General features: G+C 44.8%; 18 protein-coding genes and 1 pseudogene. 7 read left to right on the forward strand and 12 right to left on the reverse strand.

From position 1 onward, the window contains the following. Positions 1 to 9: 9 nt before the first annotated feature. The 4 genes from M3661_RS10950 (at position 10) to pgtP (ending at position 4,737) form a co-directional block, all read left to right on the forward strand. Positions 10 to 1,452, forward strand: a complete 1,443-nt coding sequence (locus M3661_RS10950; protein ID WP_065290567.1) for a sensor histidine kinase — start codon at positions 10 to 12, stop codon at positions 1,450 to 1,452. 73 nt (positions 1,453 to 1,525) lie between these two features. Beyond that, positions 1,526 to 2,350, forward strand: a complete 825-nt coding sequence (locus tag M3661_RS10955; protein WP_065290568.1) for a DUF3919 family protein — start codon at positions 1,526 to 1,528, stop codon at positions 2,348 to 2,350. Beyond that, positions 2,341 to 3,390 carry an ABC transporter substrate-binding protein gene (locus M3661_RS10960; protein WP_397376515.1) on the forward strand — a complete coding sequence of 350 codons (1,050 nt, stop codon included), beginning with the start codon at positions 2,341 to 2,343 and terminating at the stop codon, positions 3,388 to 3,390. Before M3661_RS10955 ends, M3661_RS10960 begins: the two co-directional genes overlap by 10 nt. 3 nt (positions 3,391 to 3,393) lie before the next feature. Continuing rightward, positions 3,394 to 4,737 (forward strand): MFS transporter, encoded by a 1,344-nt coding sequence (gene pgtP, locus M3661_RS10965; protein WP_021255145.1) that lies wholly within the window; start codon positions 3,394 to 3,396, stop codon positions 4,735 to 4,737. A 290-nt stretch (positions 4,738 to 5,027) separates the two neighbouring features. Here pgtP and lepB read toward each other — a convergent pair whose 3' ends face one another. The 4 genes and pseudogenes from lepB to M3661_RS10985 form a co-directional block, all read right to left on the reverse strand. After that, a complete protein-coding gene (gene lepB, locus M3661_RS10970) occupies positions 5,028 to 5,525 on the reverse strand; it encodes a signal peptidase I (protein ID WP_065290570.1) in 498 nt (165 codons plus the stop codon). 15 nt (positions 5,526 to 5,540) lie between these two features. Beyond that, positions 5,541 to 6,194: a hypothetical protein gene (locus tag M3661_RS10975; RefSeq protein ID WP_251484669.1), complete on the reverse strand. Its 654-nt coding sequence runs from the start codon at positions 6,192 to 6,194 to the stop codon at positions 5,541 to 5,543. A 31-nt stretch (positions 6,195 to 6,225) separates the two neighbouring features. Next, positions 6,226 to 6,360, reverse strand: a pseudogene (locus tag M3661_RS10980) (DinB family protein); the annotation flags it as partial. 140 nt (positions 6,361 to 6,500) lie between these two features. Further along, the gene (locus M3661_RS10985; protein WP_251484672.1) at positions 6,501 to 7,700 is read right to left on the reverse strand and encodes an MFS transporter; all 1,200 of its coding nucleotides are present in this window, start codon (positions 7,698 to 7,700) and stop codon (positions 6,501 to 6,503) included. 312 nt (positions 7,701 to 8,012) lie between these two features. On the opposite strand from M3661_RS10985, the gene M3661_RS10990 reads away from it, so the two are divergent. Beyond that, positions 8,013 to 8,639, forward strand: coding sequence for a phosphatase PAP2 family protein (locus M3661_RS10990; RefSeq protein WP_251484674.1), 627 nt, complete (start codon positions 8,013 to 8,015; stop codon positions 8,637 to 8,639). Positions 8,640 to 8,703: 64 nt separating this feature from the next. On the opposite strand, the gene M3661_RS10995 is transcribed toward M3661_RS10990, so the two are convergent. The 6 genes from M3661_RS10995 to M3661_RS11020 all read right to left on the reverse strand — a co-directional run bounded on the left by M3661_RS10995 (position 8,704) and on the right by M3661_RS11020 (position 13,300). After that, positions 8,704 to 9,438 carry a YdcF family protein gene (locus M3661_RS10995; RefSeq protein ID WP_065290574.1) on the reverse strand — a complete coding sequence of 245 codons (735 nt, stop codon included), beginning with the start codon at positions 9,436 to 9,438 and terminating at the stop codon, positions 8,704 to 8,706. A gap of 10 nt (positions 9,439 to 9,448) precedes the next feature. Then, positions 9,449 to 9,745: a hypothetical protein gene (locus M3661_RS11000; RefSeq protein WP_072731221.1), complete on the reverse strand. Its 297-nt coding sequence runs from the start codon at positions 9,743 to 9,745 to the stop codon at positions 9,449 to 9,451. Between the two features lie 87 nt (positions 9,746 to 9,832). After that, on the reverse strand, positions 9,833 to 11,737 hold the full coding sequence (locus M3661_RS11005) for a DNA translocase FtsK (RefSeq protein WP_251484677.1): 1,905 nt from the start codon (positions 11,735 to 11,737) through the stop codon (positions 9,833 to 9,835). 225 nt (positions 11,738 to 11,962) lie between these two features. Next, positions 11,963 to 12,340 (reverse strand): GrpB family protein, encoded by a 378-nt coding sequence (locus tag M3661_RS11010; protein ID WP_083189065.1) that lies wholly within the window; start codon positions 12,338 to 12,340, stop codon positions 11,963 to 11,965. A 13-nt stretch (positions 12,341 to 12,353) separates the two neighbouring features. Continuing rightward, on the reverse strand, positions 12,354 to 12,752 hold the full coding sequence (locus M3661_RS11015; protein WP_065290577.1) for a RidA family protein: 399 nt from the start codon (positions 12,750 to 12,752) through the stop codon (positions 12,354 to 12,356). 38 nt (positions 12,753 to 12,790) lie between these two features. Continuing rightward, the gene (locus M3661_RS11020) at positions 12,791 to 13,300 is read right to left on the reverse strand and encodes a GNAT family N-acetyltransferase (protein WP_065290624.1); all 510 of its coding nucleotides are present in this window, start codon (positions 13,298 to 13,300) and stop codon (positions 12,791 to 12,793) included. 239 nt (positions 13,301 to 13,539) lie between these two features. Between M3661_RS11020 and M3661_RS11025 the strand changes: the two genes are divergently transcribed. Next, complete coding sequence (locus M3661_RS11025) at positions 13,540 to 14,322, forward strand: helix-turn-helix domain-containing protein (protein WP_251484679.1); 783 nt, start codon at positions 13,540 to 13,542, stop codon at positions 14,320 to 14,322. Positions 14,323 to 14,365: 43 nt separating this feature from the next. Further along, a complete protein-coding gene (locus M3661_RS11030) occupies positions 14,366 to 15,067 on the forward strand; it encodes a transglutaminase-like domain-containing protein (RefSeq protein WP_065290579.1) in 702 nt (233 codons plus the stop codon). A gap of 503 nt (positions 15,068 to 15,570) precedes the next feature. On the opposite strand, the gene M3661_RS11035 is transcribed toward M3661_RS11030, so the two are convergent. Together M3661_RS11035 and M3661_RS11040 are read right to left on the reverse strand one after the other, a co-directional pair. Next, positions 15,571 to 16,578, reverse strand: coding sequence for a zinc-dependent alcohol dehydrogenase (locus M3661_RS11035; RefSeq protein ID WP_251484681.1), 1,008 nt, complete (start codon positions 16,576 to 16,578; stop codon positions 15,571 to 15,573). Positions 16,579 to 16,595: 17 nt separating this feature from the next. After that, complete coding sequence (locus M3661_RS11040; protein ID WP_251484683.1) at positions 16,596 to 18,845, reverse strand: helix-turn-helix transcriptional regulator; 2,250 nt, start codon at positions 18,843 to 18,845, stop codon at positions 16,596 to 16,598. Positions 18,846 to 18,875: the final 30 nt, after the last annotated feature.

An 18,875-nucleotide genomic window follows, 5' to 3' on the forward strand; every position in this document is an offset into this window, starting at 1 on the left:
GGACAACCGATGACTTTACAGAAACGAATCTATTTGGCACTACTCGCCCTTTTCATACCCGTTATGTTGTTTCTTTATATTGTGCTCGACATCTCACTGCAGAATAATATTTATCAATCAGCCGTTCATTCCTTGCAGAAGCTCAGCATCGAGGCCCAGATCTATACGATCAATTATGTGGAACGCGAGCAGCAGGGCGAACCAAAAGAAACGCTTCAAAAAGGAGCAACGCTCATTGCCTCTTATTTGTCCAAACGGATGGGTGTCCGGGTACAGATCATGAATGCACAGCAGCATGTCCTTTCGGATACGGAACGCGGATCGCTGTCTTATGTAAATCAAGATACGGAGCAAGCTTTGCATGGGACCAAGTCCTATATGATTCAAAAAGCTTCTCCTTCGCCGCTGCTCCTGTTCTCGAGTCCTATCTATGTGGATAATCAAGTCATCGGCTTGATTCGTTTTCTTCAACCCTTGGAAGAAGAGGCTCAATTACTGAATCGAATGAATGCGACCTTTGCGATTACATTCCTTCTCATTCTTGCCGTTGCTGTGCTTATTGCGAATCGCTTCGCGAAATCATTAAGCAAGCCTATCGAGCAGCTGCGAGATATGGCGAAGAAGCTGGCAAGCGGCAATTATAGTACACGCATCGAATTAAGCGCCTATGAAGAGATCAGCCAACTCGCCCATTCCTTCCATGCTATGGCCGATGCAATCGAGCTTCATGTACAGCAATTAAGTCGGGAGAAGGACAAGCAGCGTGATTTCCTCGATCGGGTCACCCATGAGCTGAAGACTCCGCTGACTGCAATTATGGGGTACTCAAATTTAATTCCGCGGTTGAAGGACAGTAAGGATGTTGAGACGAGCCTGCGCCATATTTCCGTCGAAAGCGAACGAATGCTTACCCTAGTAGAGGAACTACTGTCTCAGTCGAAATATAGCGACAGCCCATTCTCAGTGTCACCTACCATATGTGATATCGCAACCATTGCAAATGAGGCTGTCTATATTGTTCAGCCACGATTAGATAAATATCAGATTAAGCTTACGAATCAGCTAATCTCCACTATGGTCGTAGCCGACCCGGATAAGACAAAGCAAATCTTGTTGAATCTGCTTGATAATGCAATCAAATATAGCGATGCGTCTGAACTCATCATTCAACAGCGCACCAGTGAGCAGACAGTATCCATTACATTCCAAGATGATGGTATCGGACTTAGTCACTCACTAATTGAGAGATTCAGGATCGCATCAGCAGATGACTCCCTTCGTTGCTCCAGCGAAGGCAACGGGTTCGGTCTGCTCATCTGCAAACAGCTAATGACAAGACAAGGCGGCTCGATGTCTATCCATTCCGAGGAGGGAATCGGAACTATTGTTACGCTGGATTTTCGTTCACCAGCAGCACTTGATTCACATCCGCTGCCGATTTTCACGAAATAATACATTTACGAAACAATTACGAGGCGATTATGAAATGATAGTCGTTTATTCTGTCCAAGGAGAATAATGAAGGATGAACAAGATGTTAAGGAATGCCTTCCTATTTGGAGGTGTCATTCTGGTGCTGATGATCGCCGGCTATTACTTGAATGAACAAGTCTATCAAGAAGTCGGCCTTATCTATGATAAGCATGAAGTACTGCAAAAAGTAAGCGATTCCCTTCCCGTGCAGGCAACTATCTTTCATGGGAAATGGGGAACTCTCCAGGTCAATGACGAGGTAAGTTTGCATGCATTTGTATCCTATGTGGATCGCATTAAGCAGCAGTATGAACCGAAGCAGATAATGACTGCGAGAGATGAAGGACATGCCATGTTCTCCGGACGAATTCGCTATTTGAACGGAAGTGAGCAGACCTTCTCGCTCGAAAATACCTTAACCCTTGGCAAATGGTCTTACGGCCCAGGACATGAGACTCCAATGCTGTCTGCTATGCAGACGCAGCTGTTAAGTCTGTTCTATACGCCAGAACATTATGCGGAATTTATCCGCTCTTCCAAAGAGCTTACCTATCGTATAGATGGTATTCAGGAAAGTCTGCAAGATGATGAAAAGGGTTACTTGGTATCTCAGATAAGTCAGGCATCTGAAATTAAGGATCCGGTAGAGATGAAACAGCTGCTGCTGCTGCGCAAGCAAAAGCCGCTCGCTTATATTACCGCTTTCAAACAGGATAATGAGATGCTGAATGACCGCAACAATCTGCTGCATATGGTCGTATACGCCGATTACGTCGTCATGGAATACATGGGGGATGACAACGGCAATTCAATCTATTTGCGGACAAAATTGGGGTCACTACTTCATGGGAAGAACATAGGGGCACAATCAAAATGACACGATTCCTTTACCTTCTATTATTTATCTGCCTATTCACGCAGGCAGGCTGTACCAAAGATCAAAATACGATCACCGTAGATGAGCAAGGTGTGCCCCAATTAAATGGGCGCCATATCGTTGCATACGTCGCTGCTCGTGAGGAAGTCGGTAGCGCATTGCTATCCTCATTCTGTCAACGAACAGGTTGTACGTATGAGTACATTCGTTTGTCCACAGAAGAAATATTGCGGCGTGTTACACAGGAATCTGCCAAACCGCAAGCGGATCTCGTCATCGGCGGAACGATTGACGCGCATTTGACAATGAAACAGGAGAAGCTCTCCTCCCCTATCCGCAGCTCGAATCTCGCTGCGATTCCTAGCTCCTTCAAGGATGAAGATGGGTATTGGGCAGGATATGAGATTGAACAATTGTCTATTGCTGTCAATCGTGACCGTTGGAATAAGGAATTTGCGCCATTAGGCTTAACGATGCCTAAGAAGTGGGAAGATCTTCTTCTTCCTGCTTACCAAGGGAAGATCGTTATGCCCGATCCGAATTACTCCGGAACGGCATATACATTCCTTTCCTCCTTATACGAGGCATGGGGCGAGCAGAGAACAACGGCCTTTCTCAAGGGTCTTACCCGCAATGTTGGGCTTCTCACAGTGAACGGTTACATGCCAGCTCAATACGTTAGTTCAGGCGAGTATGTAATCGGTATCAATTTCCTCGGAGATCAGCGCAAGCTGCGCGATGCAGGATTCGATCTTGTTAGCAGTGTTCCGAAGGATACGAGCTTATCTGTGAACGGGATCTCTAAAATTCGGAATGCACCTAATGAGACCGCTGCGGACTGGTTCATTAATTACAGCTTGTCCCAAGAGGCAGCAGCTGTTCTGGAACAAGTATCGTTCGGTACTCCTACCGTTCATCAGAACGAACAGGATATTTCGAATTCAGCTGTACTTCCCGTACACAGCTCACTACGCAGACATGAACAGATTTTGAATCAATGGAACAACTTGCGTGCAGACACAAAAGGTCAAGGAGAATGAAGAATGTTTGCTTGGTTGAAAAAAGCTCCCGCCATACCACGATTGCCGGAGCACATGATCGCGAAATTGTACCGAATCTTCCGGATTCGTACATTGATCGGTATTTCTATCGGTTATGCAGGCTACTACTTAGTACGTAGCAACTTTACGTTATCCACACCTTATTTAAAGAGTGAGCTCGGGTTTACCACTTCTCAAATTGGTTTGTTGAGCTCGGCACTCGCCGTCACTTACGGGATAAGCAAGTTCTTCATGGGGAACTTGGCAGATAAAGCCCATACACAGCGCTTTATCGCTGTTGGTTTGTTCTTGTCTGCCATTATTAACCTTATCATGGGCTCTTCTTCCACGTTCGGTCTCATTTTCATGCTTCTTATCGTGAACGGGATGTTCCAAGGCATGGGTGCTCCTCCTTGCAGTATCACACTGGCGAACTGGTTCTCGAAGAAAGAGCGCGGTACTTATATGGGAATCTGGAATACATCCCATAATATCGGCGGAGGCCTTATTGCACCAATCGTCGGTGTTGCATTAGGGGTTCTCGGCAATGCTTACTGGCAATCCGCAATTTTCGTCGTTCCTTCGATTATGGCCATGGTTATCGCCGTATTCGTATGGTTCTCCGGTAAGGATACGCCACAATCGATCGGCCTTCCGCCAATCGACGAATATCGCAACGATTATGATGATGTAGAACGCAATCCAGACGGCGACAAGCTGTCCTTGAAAGAAATCTTGTTTAAATACGTACTTAAAAACAAATTTATCTGGTTCCTGTGCTTGTCGAACGTATTCGTCTACTTCATTCGCTTCGGTGTCTTGAACTGGGTACCATTATACTTGACGGAAGAAAAAGGCTTCACACAATCGCAATCTCATGTTGCATTTGCTGTATTCGAATGGGCAGCCATTGTAAGCTCGCTCGTAGTCGGTATCCTTAGCGACAAGTTGTTCAAAGGCAACCGGATGCCGCTCTGTATCATCAGCATGGTCGGAGTCTTGTTGGCTACGCTCGTATATTGGCAGTCTTCGGACGTGCTCGTAATTACGATCGCCGTATCCATTATCGGCTGTCTCATCTATGTACCACAGTTCTTGATTGGCCTTAGCGCAATCGACTTCGTACCGAAGTTCGCTGTAGGTACAACGGTTGGTTTGACTGGTTTGTTCGCTTACTTGTTCGGTAACTTGACTGCAAGCGCACTCGTTGGATTTATCGTTGAATCCTCCGGCTGGAACGGCTGCTTCCTGATGCTGCTTGGAAGCGGTGTATTGGCAGCATTCTTCTTGACGCTCATTCAGATCGGCCGCAAGAAGCATATTCGCAATACTGCAAATCAAGCATAAGTGAATCGAGACTTAGAATTACTTATTTAACTTACCATGTACACACCCTCTGTTGCGAGCTAATAGGCTCAGCATACAGAGGGTTTTCTTTTCCCCGCTACCAAAGCCAATCTCAATCCTCCCATCTATGCTTGAATAGCTATGGGAAATATTGATGTTCTGCAACAGAGGTTCCAAATACATATCGAGGGTCATACCTTGCATAAAAAGACCCCACCCTTGATTAATAACAGGTAATCACAGGTGAGGTCTTACAGCTTCTACTTGTATGAATGGATAAATGGCGACGCCTATTGGCTAAAAATATGTGTCGGTACAACAGCCAGCACCTTGCCGATTATTTCGTCTGTGCTCACGAACGGCTTATCCCAAAGATGGGAATCGAAGCTGTTGTTCCGGTTATCTCCAAGGAAAAAATAATGAGCCTGTGGTACCGTAATCGGCCCATAGGAATAGTTCATCTTCTCCTGAATGTATGGCTCCTCGACTGGAACATCATTCCGATACAGCTGTCCATTCTTAACTTCAATGCGATCTCCCGGCAAGCCGATAAGCCGTTTTACATACCGGTCTTCCGCAACTGGCGGATAAAATACAACAATATCCCCATGCTTTAGATCGGTTAACCACATCATTTTCTCAACGATCAAGTGATCCTTCTTCTCTATCGTCGGGATCATCGAGCCAGTCGGGACACTCATCGCTTCCGCGACATATGCTTTAATGAATAATGACAGACCGACTGCGACAATTACACTTGGAATCCACTGCTTCAACGTTTTCCACATAGTTCGGTTCCTTTCTTATTTATCACTTTTAGTTTCACCAAACAACTCCAATTCCGCTCCAATCTCGTTCGATCTCCCACTGTAAAAAGCCGTAGAATCTCTCGCATAGACACGGTATTCCGCAGTCACACTATTTTTCTGGTGAGGGATCAGCTCTACACTTTGAAAATCAAACTCAATAGTTTCGTCATTCATCAATCGTATGGGACGAATGCGGACATTTGTTTCTTCACCGTAATTATATACGGTAAATGTGCAAATAGTGGTCAGCTGCTTCACATCTTCAGAATATTGCACAGTCGAGCAGCTGCTGCCCTCCTTTGCGTAGTCTAACGAAGATATCCCCGATGCGAAATATTTCACGGTGAACATCACACCTTTGCTAACCGTAGGGGATGCCATCGCAAACAAAATACACCCGATAATCAGCCGTTTTGCTAGCTTTGGATGAACATAAGAGCGAGACGCACCCCGAATTCCAACAATTAATAAAAGGATACCAAAAATAACAGGCGGATGCCAACTCCCACCATCCATTTGTACCCACGGCGATAGACCAAGAAAGAGAAAGATCTCATCTCCGAAGGAACGTCCTAAGTGATGCATGGATATCAATACGATACCAACAAATGTCGCCCCCAAATAAATTGGCCCCGGCTTCAGCAACAATCTCCCTCCCTCTCTTTTGTTCGGGGTTCTCTCATGTATGGTCACGATGTAAAACTTCCCGCTCGTTGAGCTTCTTCATGAACACAATATTTGCAAAATGATGTCTGCTATGATCAGCAATATGCCATATCCCCCAGCGAATAGTGGCTTCATGCCCGTTCTCGAAAGGCACTGTTTCAGAATAGACAAATAACCCGGTCTCGTAACAAAGCCAGGTCATGATGTCCATATAAAGCGAACAGAATGTAACAATCAGTTTCACACCCCATAATTATACATACAAATCAACAGAGACGGAAGCAATCGTTATATTTCTTTGGCAACTGGTTGGGTAGCATGTTGGGTAGATACCCGTTTCACCATCCATATCGAGAGCACGACAAACAGTACGCCGAAGGCAGCAAATGTCATGCTTGAACCAAAGTTCACGATAATCAGACCACAAATAAGCGGCCCGGCCGACATCCCAACATAGCGGATCAGATTGTACAAGCCTAATGCACTTGCTCTCTGTTCTTCGAACTCGCTGCTAATCATTGTTGAATAGAGAGGCGCAATCACCCCCCCTGCTGTACCGTACAAGAACAAACCAATTGACAGCCCTACTAAAGAGTACGATTCAGTCAGAGCAAATATAAGAATGCTGCATGCTGCCATTAGATTACTGTAGAGCAGTAAACGACGTTGATCGATTTTAGCTTGAATTGATTTGTATACCACAGTTCCCAGTATCATACTGACCGCCATAGGTAGATAGAGCAAGCCGACAATCGTCAAGCTCATGTGATATTGATCTGTCAGAAGCGTAGGCAAATATACGATGAGTGCGAAGTACAGGAAGAAATACAAGAAGCTAATCATAAGAATTCCTCTCCCGACTTGGCTTCGTAACACAATACCATATTGAACGATCATCCTGCGAATATTTATGGAAGCTGACCGATTCCTCTGGTCCTTCGGAAAGTATAATCCATTCCCAAGCAGCAATAATAGCGACACGCCAGTGAGGAACCAGAAGATGCCGGGATAATTATATTTCCCTCCTATCCATCCGCCAAGCACGGGGGCAACAGCGGGAGCAATTGACATTAGCATCTGATAAGTCCCCATTGCACTGCCCCGCTCCGCTCCTTGGTATAGCTTCCCAATGGTGGTAGCTGCAATTAACGGAATCGATGCTGTCCCTGCAGCTTGCAATGCACGAAATACGAGAAACCAAGTAAAATCCTTCGTCACTGCGCAGCCGATACTAGCAGCAATCGATATAGCAATGCTAGGCATTAATATATACCTTGCTCCCTTCACATCAATGAGTGCCCCACATCCAATTTGCATGATCGCAATGATAAAAATGAAAATCGAGACCGATGCGTTCACCATCGATAGCGACACATGAAAGGTGTCTCGTAACAACGGAATAATCGGAGAATAGATGTTTTGCATCAATGATGCGAAGAACGTGCTTAGACATACTACGTATAAAATTAGCTTAGAATTTGATTGCATTCGCTTTCCTCCTCATTAGATCTCTGTTATTGCTCATTACGTAATCCAATCTCGATTTATTGTTACATATGTAACGATATGGGTATGAAAATGAAATAGACATCTAAAATGAGACCGCCAATATTGTTGCACTTGAAACAATAACCAAAGTTTACTACGATATCCCCGTATTTACAACCCTTATTCATCACAAAAAGAAAAGCTGTATTGTTCTCATCCGTTCTTCATACATTCTTCAGCTTTTTATGCGGTTCGTCTATAGTTTTATGATTTACGATGAGTTCAAGTTCGTAAAAGAAAGGATGAGCGAAGATGAATCGAAAGCTCTCGGCATATATTCCCCTGCTGTGGCTATTAGCAATCCCGGTGCTTAATATCTGTTACGGGTTATTAAACCATGGGAATACGATCGTTCATGACCTATCGACTGATTTGGATCAGGAAATCCCCTTTATCCCTGCATTTATCATTCCCTACGTGATTTGGTATCCCTATATTTTCACCGTACTTGTGCTGGTCTTCAGGAAGCAAAGAAATGTGTACTATCGAACGCTGCTCTCCCTCTGTGCCGGACTGGTCATCTGTTATATGGTCTATGCAGTATATCAAACGACTGTACCACGTCCTGAAATAGGAGAGCCTGGATTGCTGACAGATCTTGTACAGCTTGTCTATCTAACAGATGCGCCATTCAACTGCTTCCCCAGCATTCACGTCTTTACATCCTATCTTATGATTAAGGCTGTATCCGACCCAGATTCACAGCATCGCTTCCCCTATTTACGAGCCATTGTCCTCATCCTCTCATGGGCAATCATAATATCGACATTGTTTGTGAAGCAGCATGTATTTATGGATGTGGTGGCAGGGATTGTAGTTGCAGAGTTGGTATACAATCTTATACGAAAATGGCTATCGTATCTTAACATCGTTCCCTAGCATACACAAATAGGGAGATCCCCAAGCACTTGTGCATGAGGAATCTCCCTTACCGCTTTCTTATTCAAAATAGAACCGCCTTCACCATCGCTAAAAATTCACGAATCATATTCGTTGGTTTCAGATGATTAGGGGAACTGCTTGATATTCCGTACGGCTCAAACCCAACCTTTCTGGCGAGCATCTTCGAGCGATACATGTGGAAATCACTTGTGACAATCATTAACTTGTTGCCTAATGCACCTTGTTCTCGAAGCAGACTCTGTGAATAGAGTAGATTCTCCTTCGTTGAGGTTGACTTCCGTTCAGCAAGTATACGTTCCTTAGGTATTCCATTCTGTATTAAATAATCTTCCATTGCACTTGCTTCAGGTATATCTTCACCTGGCCCCTGACCTCCCGATACAATTACGGGAACTTGAGGGTTGGCTCGAATATAAGGCAAGCTAGCATCAAGTCTATCTTGCAGCGTTGTTGAGAGCTTCGTGCCTCTTAATCCTGAACCTAGAACAATTACATAATCGACTTGTGCCTGATTACGATCATCTGTCCCCATCTCGGATATAATGAGCGATTCCACTACAACGAACAGCATTAAACCTATGGACACACAGATCAAGAATAGATTCCGCAACCATTTATACTTTTGAAAGTCTATTTTACGCAGCAGGATATACAGGAAGCTAAGCGAACACGCGAAGGCGACTTCGAAAGTTCTTCCATAAACGATAAACAATACAACACATAGCCCAATCAAACCAAGATCGACGAGCATTGACTTACGACTCCAGCTTTTCATCTTCACGCTCCTAATTCTCCGTATTCGCCAGGGTCAACCCACATTCAGGACATACGGTATCATCCATACTTACCCGTATGCCGCAGGCCGGACAACATTCAGTATCTTGTCTTGGCTGAACAGAATCAGGGGTTTCTTGTACTTGCGTCTGGGTCTGTATATTCTTATCCTTATGCAGTTCAACCAACAAATCTCGAATTTCTTTGATATGTTGGGCCATCTTCGACTGTTCAATGGCAGATTGAATCAGATGGTACCAAATATATAAACCAATACCTGCAATAATGATAACGACAACAATCCCCATGTGCTACATTCCCCCTGTTCTATTTGCAGAAGATAGAATGACACCCAGTCCTCATCTTACGCTAATCCAATATGGTGCATCACATGGTTAAGAGCCGATTTCCGACAAACTTGGTAATTGAATGATTTCTGAGAAACGCATCCGTAGTACTGAGCTGTTTTTCAAAAAGACGGCAACATCGTTGGCATCCCCTTCGATGATGATTACGGTTTCGGAGGAATAGCGATCCGTAGCTTTCACCAGAGACTCCGTTAATGCACGCACCTTGTCTGCATGTGTACGATTTCTATCTTGTGCAGGAAGCCGCAGCACAAGCATACCATTCTTCGCATGTTGGAGATTCGATATTACGTTACTGCTTATGGAACTTGGATCCTGATTCTCCATATTGTCTATTGATACAGGTACGATTTGCCCCCATGATAGAATGCCGCACTTCTTATAAACCTGAGACAAGAGTTCAATTACCTGTACTCTAGCAGGCTCGATACCGCCCATAACTGCAAGACACATAGGAGGCATATCGACGTACAATCCTTTTGCCTTCCCTTCTTGATATTGTGACAACCGATGGACAAGTTGGCGTAGCGATTCTGCATATTCGCCAAGTACTCCACTGGATAGGAATTCATTCAAACTACCTTGTAAATCGAACCTTGCTTCCCCCGTTTGATCTGATTGTGCCTTAGAGTAGTTTGGATTTGCTGATAATGTTCGTCCCTGCAGCGATTCATCTGGCTGTTGAAATTTATCAGTTAGCTGGGATTCATCAGCATTCGATATCTCGCTACTCTTCATATTGGAATGCATTTCTGCTGTGTGATTGCATGACTGCTCAGTATCGCTCAGCGATGTTGACTCATTCCGCTTCTCTAATGATGGAGAAGTCGTCCGACTAGCGGATGGAACCTCAATGTTGAGCGCATACACACTTGTGAAATAAAGTCCTATTTCAATATGTTCCTCCAAGAAGCGGTGCATTTTCGCTGGCGCTCCCGTTAAAATGACGAGAATTTCATCATCTTCTTCAGTCTCATTTTCCAAACAACAAAATAACATATCTAGCGCTTCCCGCCCCTGTCCGGTTCGATCGTCTTCAAGCAGCTTGTAGGCATCTTGTATTACAAGTACGCCTCCGCGTGCCTGTTCAACAATATCGAGCGTAGACTGTGAGCGTCTTCGGCGGTACGGATCAATTAATTGTTTATAATTCACCTCAGTTACCGTTCGTTCAGACAAGTAGAACAGTTCGTGAAAGAGAGAAGAAATGAGATCAGCAGCCCTCATCTCCCAAGTACCCGGTTCCGTAGCGAATATCATATGAATTCTCGGATAATAAATGTCTTGTCCCAAATCATAGCGATTATTAAGCCTCTGGATTAGTCGAACGAGGCGCTGAATGTTCTGATGCATCGCATCAAGACCCGTTAACTCATGAAGCTCCTGCAAAAGGGCTTCTATATTTCGATCCGCTTCAGCCTGTTCTTCTTCAGTCAAGTCCTCCTCATTGGAATACACCTCTTTGATACGTGCAGTTACTCCATCTGGGGTTAAGAGCGCTTGCCGTCTATCACTTGCTGATGGCGGGCCAACAATTTGCGCCACCTCTAGCTGCTCCTGAATGAGCCGAGCTCTCTGTGCTCCTATATTTAATTTTGATTGAAGAAGAGCCGTTGACGCGTATCCAACTTCCGCTACGATAATGGCTGCATCTTCGAGCAATTCGTCCTCTTCATCACCATCCGCACTTTCTTCTTCCCCATCGTCCTCATATTCCTCTTCCTCGTTATCTTCGTAGTCTTCTTCATAGCTTGTCGCATCGGCAATCATTTTCTGCCTTTCTGCCTCGCGTTCTTTCTTATCGCTAAAATAACGGTATATAACATAGATGCTTGATACACTGCCAAATAATACACCCAATAACAGAGAGTATTCTGTCAGAAAGAAAATTGTCATCCAAACAATAAAAAATATGGCCCATGGTAGATTCACACGTACACCCCATACTCCCTCTATTTTTTCCTTATTCTAATTCGAGTTGCGGTAATGCGATGATGAATTCTTGATACGGTCGAAGCTATATGTTCCGAATCCAAAAAAGGATCAATTATGCTCGCTGACTTCCATGGAACCATGATTGCCTATATCAGGCTAATCTAAGGATAGAAGGGCTCTATATGTTCCGCTTGATTTGATATCAGATCAATGATTTGCATGTCATTCGCTCCGATTCTTCGATTTTACACATCTGTTTCTCCAGCCCTCCAACCAAACTTCCTGACTCCAACTGCTCGCTCTTCGCATAATGTCCCAGATGATAGGTTCTTTGGCATCAACATATCCATGCCTGTCCTTCTGGTACTTCTTCATCAGCTCATATTTGACCGCAGCATACAACTCACATTCATCAATATGGCAGCGCAAGTAATCTCTGAACAGGAGCGGGAACTGCTCCGCCCAGCTCCCCAATTCTCTCACATGGATATGCGTACGCTTCCCTCCAGGAGCTTCGCGAAAATAACGCTTCGTCTTGTCCGAATTATCTGCGCGATGAACATAGCCGATCGAATCACTCCAACAGTAGCAGATACCTATCTAGTACACTCATCTATACAACCTTATCCGTCAAAATCGCCTGTACTTCGATTTCAACGAGCAAAGCGGGATCGATAAGGGCCTTCACTTCTACCATGGTAGCTACCGGGCAAATGTCGCGGAAAAATTCACCGTGAGCTCTGCCAATCTCTTCCCATTTGGTTATGTCTGTGACGAACATTCTTGTTCGAACAACATCGGACAAACTTGCTCCAACTTGGTTCAGAGCGTTAGAAATAACTTGCAAAATATATGTAGTTTGCGCATAGGCATCATTTACACCGACCACTTGGCCTTCCTGCATCGCTGTTGTACCCGCAACCTCGACCTGATTGCCCACTCGTATCGCTCGGCAATAGCCTACCAATGGCTCCCAAGGTGATCCTGTAGTTACCCGAACTCGTTCAGCCATTGTATCCCACTCCCTCTATATCATGTCCCACGTTAACATTAGAACTTCTTATAATAAATAACGGTTGCATGATAACCTCCATCTGCAGACTTGGCGAATTCCGGAATCCGTCCAGCTTCCATATACCCATTCGATTGGTACAACAAGTTGGAAGGATCTCCTTCTCTCGTATCAAGCACCAGCAGGCTTCGTTCTTCATGGTGCGCGCAATCTTCCACAACTCGCAACAACCCCTTGGCAATTCCCATTCTGCGCTGGGAAGGGTGCACCATCAACTTCGCCACTTCTGCACGATGAAGAGCATTTGGCTTTTGAGCGAGATGAAGCTGGATTGTACCGCACACCTGATTATCAACTAGCGCAACCCACAGGTGCACCTCCGGCTGCAATACCGCTGCCCAATAATCGTCAGCCATCTTGCGATCCAGTGGAGGGAGGAATCCTATTGATGCACCATCATTCACGACGTCCAATAACAACGTTGATAGCCCTTGAAGCACTTCTCCATCCAACTGCTCTATCTCTTTAATTTGAACACGACTGTCCATAGACTTCCACTCCGTTCGTCTGTCATTAATCTTAAGAACATGCTCCACAATTGCTTCCACAATACCTCTAGATATCTATTATTATCCACCTCAATAGAACCTGTCAAAGCAAGAAGCGCTACAAAAATACCATTCTTTCTGAGAGTCCCTCCCTTTACTTCAACCGTACCGCTAGGTATAATTCGAACCAATGCTCCATTGGTCAAACGATGATGACACGCAAAGGAGGAGTAAGCAAGATGTCTGCAATCATGAGCCCCTACGACCTAATCGTGTATTTTGGCTCTGACCATGTATCTTTTCTCACGAAAAAAGTAGATGCGGACAATCACAGCCATAACTACATTCAGATTACGATCGGCCTTGAAGAGGATGTAGCGATAACGGTAGACGGAGTCGCCTATCAAGCTTCCGGCTTGATCTTGCATTCTAACATCGTTCATGAACTGCAAGGCCATGGACAGTGGCAATGGTATATGCTCATCAACCCTGAATCTGCATTCGGTGAGCATCTGAAGAGAACCTACTTACAGCACTCACCAATTTATATCCTAACAAGCTATCAAGTCGAGGAACTGCAGCAGCTTGCAATCCAGCATTTATTTTCGCTACAGCAAGCAATGGAATACGACCAGATTTGGAACAAGTGCAAGCACATATTGAAAATGACGGATGACAATCTGCCGCCTATTCTTGACGGACGAGTTCATCACATTATGCAAGCACTAGAGAGCATTTCTCTCCCTCAATTGACTGTAAAAACACTCAGCAAGAAGTTATTTCTGTCCGAGAGCAGACTATCTCATCTATTCAAAGACAAGATCGGCATATCACTCGCCAGCTATATCGTTCATCATAAATTAGAACACGCATTCCATGCTGTCTTTAGCGGAAAATCCATAACAGACGCAGCAATGGAAGCGGGCTTTAATAGCCCTTCCCACTTCTCTAAGACCGTTCGAGACAAACTTGGCATGACTGCCCGTACAATTGTTCAACATAGCAGATATTTGAAAGTATGAATTCCTCCTCTCCTTTATAGTTGAAGGAGAAGGAGGAATGACCATGACATCCTATTTAGAAGCAACGGCATTAGTTGATTATAACCATCCATCGATTCAAAAGCTTATCATAGAGCGATCCTGGAAAGAAGCTAAAGAGTACGATAAGATTCGTGATATATACGATTATGTGCGCAACCAGATCAAGTTCGGTTACAACCGCGGAGACGATATTCCCGCTTCGGAGGTATTAGCAGATGGATATGGCCAGTGCAATACGAAGAGCATCCTGCTGATGGCCTTGCTGCGTGGAGTCGGAATCCCTTGCCGCATTCACGGCTTCTATATCGATAAGAAAATGCAAAAGGGAGCATTGACTGGCATCATCTATACATTCGCCCCCCGCAATATCGTTCATGCCTGGACGGAAGTTCATTTCCAAGGCAAATGGATGGCGCTTGAGGGTGTCATTATCGATGATATGTACCTTCATCAAGTAAAAGATAGACTGTGCAGCTACAACGATGGTCATATCGGATACGGTATAGCAGTGAAAGACGTGAAGAACATCAACTTATGCTGGCGTGGCGACAGCACCTATATTCAGAACTTCTCGATTACTGAGGATTTAGGCTACTACGATAACCCAGATGAATTCTTCGCGGCATACAACAATACGAAGAGTCGGTTTAAGAAAGCCGTGTTGAATCTGCTTCGGAAGCGGGTAAATCGACGCACCGACGAATTACGGGAAGGCAAACTATAATTAGCAACTATACCTGACCCCAAACATAAATAGCCTATCCCCAAAGAGAGTAGGCTTAGATGAAACCTCAACACCCGTGCCCGCATTGCTTCGGGATGAGCAAGCAGTGCGGGCATTATGTCATCGATGATGCAACAAGATCTCACCATTGCATTCTGCACGAAATCGCGCTTGGAATTGCTCGACGAAGATCAACTTCTGATCGAAAATATCTTCGGACAATTCATAGTTCAGCGCTTCTCGCGAGCTAGCTACATACTCGGCATAGTTCTCACTATCCCACAATTGAATGGCGACATCATACAGTCGCGATTAGTAGGCAATCTGGATGTATTGATACATCAGCCCAGTAACCACAGAGAGAATCAATGGTTCATTTTTCCATACTAGTCTATTATAGAATTGCCTTTCTCTCAACAGAAAAAGCCGTACATCACAAATCATGGATTCGTCGTACGGCTCATATGTACTTATAAGAATACAAGTATATATAGACGCGAGTATTACGTCTCATGCCCGTATTGAAGCAAGGTCGCAACCACGTCTCTACGTTCCCTGTAATTATCGTAAGCCTCCTCGGCTCTTGCTACCGGATACACATGGGTGATCAATTTCTTCATCGAAATGCGTCCATCAGCGAGCAGCCGTATGTAGGCTTCGAGATTTCTCCCCTCCGTCCATCGCACATGACCGATCGGGTAATCTCGATTCTCCTGCTCATATTGCTTGTCATACCGACCGGGTCCTCCTGCCCTTGAAATGAGAACTTGAGCCTCTTTCTGGAACATGAGCTCTCTGGAATAGTCCATCGCCAGATCGCCAACAATGACCACCTTCCCCCGATCTCGAATCCATGTCAGCGCACTGTTCGTCACTGCCTCTCCCGATCCGCTCACACAGAGCAATACGGCATCTGCTCCCGCCTCTCCAACCGCTTCAGACAATTCCAGTTCCATTAGCCTTTGATCCGCATACACTTGGTCTAACCCGTGCTGTCTGAGCATCTCTGCCCTGCGGGCGTCTGTATCCAGTGCAACCGTTCGATAGGCGGCAGCATGAGCGATCTGCGCGATCAAATTGCCTAATGTCCCGAGGCCGACGATGACGGCAGATTCCCCGAATCGTAAGTCAGCTACACGCAGCGCATGCACCGCAATAGCACCTACCCCCCCGAACGCGGCTTCCTTCGGATCAACCTTATCCGGCACAAGTGCGATCAAATTCGTGGGAACAGTCAGCCACTCCGCATGACATACGTACGGCGCCCCATAGCAGGCCACCCGCTGCCCAACCAAATCACTGCTCACACCATCCCCTACCTGCTCAACGATGCCAACTGCACTATATCCCAATAGGATCCGCGACTCCGATGAACAGTTCACCATACTCAGCTCCGTGCCCGGACTGATTGCTGAATATTCCGTTCGAATTCTGACATGTCCATACTCCAGTTTCTTGGGTTCCACTTCAGCAATGACAATTGTGCCGGATTGTGTCGCCACAGCCTTCACTTCAATCCCCCCAATCGTTAACCTGTCTGCCGTTTTCGATACTCACTAGGCGATATTCCGTAATATTTCTTAAATGTGGTAGCAAATGTTGACGCATTCAAATATCCTGTCTTTTCTCCGATCTCAGTTACCGAATATGACGTATGCTTCAGCAGTTCTCTGGCATGGGCTAGTCGCACCTTGTTCAAGTAATCCACATAATTGATATCAAACGTTTTTTTGAAATAACTAGAGAAGTATTTCGGCGAGGTATGGAAGACTTCTGCAATATAATCCAAATACAAATTCTCCATATAATGAAGCTCGATATATTGTGCAATGAAAGCAGGATTCAACTTATTTGTCGGCTCACTCTTGCACTGCTTTGCCAAAAATGCAGCAACCTTAATAAGCGCCTGCTTCATCTCCGTATATCGATTCGCCCGTGAAATGCTTCGAAGAAAATCCCCTTCAAGCTTGCTCCATTCCTCCTGTTCCAGCGACGGATTGCCGATCATGCGGAACAAGTCATAGAACATCGCTTGCGCCACGTGCACCATCTGATGCATATGAATATTCCGCTTGTTGTTCGCTTCGAATGTATCTTCTATGATTTGGACGGCATCTTCCAGCCTTCCGCATAGCACATAGTTGGAGAGCTTCTCCATTTTGTCCAGCGGATAGTACATATTATAGGTGTATCGTATCTGTTCTGCATCCATCACAGGTTCATCGTTGCTTACCGACCGATGTGACATCCCATGGCTTACATCTTGAAAAGCGCGTTTCCAATGTACCTCATCAGTGCTGTACATACTGCTTACACAAGCCCCTACTTCATAGCGGCTCAGCTCATTATTTCCTGCAGCAGCAATGTAAGCACGAAGCTGTTTGAATAGTGTACGCCTAGTTAAAGGCTGATCCAATCCAATCCACGCGACAAATTGCAGCTTATCGGCATGAAATAGAAGCGCCTCTATCGACTCTCGCTTCAATCCAGCAGCAATACGTGATTCCAGCTCATCGACATGGATACGCTCATGTGACTCCGCTTCCTCCTTAGGCAGCAGCTGGATCAGAACCATCACAAATTGTTTCTTCACAGTGCTTTCTGGGAAGTATTTGCGGATAAGCTGCTCCGATTCACTTGGATCTGCATACTCATCAATCGCTCGAAAGAAGGCACTTCTTCGATTTTCTACACATACGACTTCAAGTTGCTCTCTGAGCTTACCGTTGTCTAATTGGAGCACACGAATAGCCTTATGAATATTGCGGATATCATTTCCTTTACTCGTTTCCATTCCCAGCTGCTGAATGATGTTACGGATGGGTCGATATAAGTACATACTGAGCAAGTAAGATAAAGTGATAGCTGCGATGATGGCAGTGATCATGATCGTAAGATTCGCACTGCTTACGGAGTTGATGTTCTTAAACTTATAAGGAATTTTATTGATATACATAAATCCGTTGTACGTCGATTTGTAGAAATTGTACTCGAAATCCTTGCCCGTGATCGTCCCTTCCGAATTGAAATTAGAGGTTAGCTGATTCCATACCTCTACCAAGTCAAAATCATCATTCGTGCTGAGTATCACATTGCGATTCGAATCAAGCACAATAAATGATGCACCAGGTATAATAGCAGTTTGGTCAACGAATTTCATCCACTTTTCGGCACTAATCAAAAACATGATATGTTTATCAGATAGACGAAATTTATTGCCTCCCACCATAATCAGCAGTTTCTTTTTTTGCCATGTCGTACCGCTGTTCATGACCTTGTATGTATCGGCCGGAAAGACTTTCGATTCATGCGGCATGGACATAAAGCGCTTCCAATACGCTGCATTGTAGATGGAATGTACATATTTTTGCTCAAATAGCTCTCCCAAATCAGTCGTACCGTGCAAGGTGATTGCAAGATTCGAATTGTCATGAAATACAATAATATCTTCAATAAAATCAGCTTTGGATACGAGTGCGGTAACATTTTTCTGTAAATCGTACACCTTCGCCATATCCAGGCTTCCATCACTATTTACAATGTTGTTATAGAGTAAGGAGTGAATGGAATGGTTCATGCTGTCTAGGGATCTGAAGCTGTTATCGATCGATTGAATCATCGTTTTCACGACTAGCGCATTATTTTGAGCTACTTCGTCATAGACTTCTGAGATGGAGTTCTTGTGTACAATATAGTTGGAGACAAACATGACCATGATCACGATTAACAAAGCCATGAAAATTTGAAGCAGGCCGACGTTCATCAATAATCTTTTCATCTCGCTCTTCCCCTTGTCATGTTCTCATAC

Source organism: Paenibacillus sp. MER 180 (assembly GCF_023713665.1).
Classification (GTDB): Bacteria; Bacillota; Bacilli; order Paenibacillales; family Paenibacillaceae; genus Paenibacillus_B; species Paenibacillus_B suaedae.